Here is a 635-nt window from a genome sequence, read left to right as displayed (position 1 = left end):
TTTATCTACAACGAAGGCTACAGCAACTCCTTCCTCAACTTCGCCCTGGATGTCAACCAGGACGGCTGGGTGGACGTCATCCGCATCGACTTTCCCGGAAAAGCCGCCGTCTGGCACGAAAATCCCAAAAACCAGCCCGGGCTGTGGAAAACCCATCCCATCTATCCGTCGGTGGGCAACGAATCCCCGCTGTTCGTGGATGTGGACGGCGACGGTAGGAAAGATCTTGTCTGCAACGACCCCACCGCCAAGGAGATCATCTGGCTGCGGGCCCCCGATAAGAACTTCACCCAGGAGTGGCAGAAAACCGTCATCAGCAAAGGGGAGACCACGCCAGGCACCCACATGTACACCCACGGGCTGGGGCTGGGCGACGTCAACGGGGATAAGAAGCTGGATGTGCTGATTCACACGGGCTGGTGGGAAGGCCCAGCCGATCCGAAGCAGGGCAACTGGACCTGGCACCCGGCCAACCTGGGGGAAGAGTGCGCCCAGATGTACGTGTACGATGTGAACGGGGACGGCTTGAACGATGTGATCAGTTCATCGGCGCACAAGTACGGCATCTGGTGGCACGAGCAGGGCAAGGACGCCGAAGGCAAGCCCACCTGGACGACGCACGAGATCTACAAAGG

1 protein-coding gene is annotated in these 635 nt (G+C 59.7%); it reads left to right on the top strand.

The annotated features are described in order from the left end of the window. The coding region (locus ACYVH9_RS31630) for an FG-GAP repeat domain-containing protein (RefSeq protein WP_460640454.1) at nt 1-635 on the top strand (635 nt) is incomplete at both ends.

The organism is Larkinella harenae, assembly GCF_054780515.1.
Note: the sequence above shows the minus strand (reverse complement) of the source record. Positions and strands in the feature narration are given on the sequence as shown.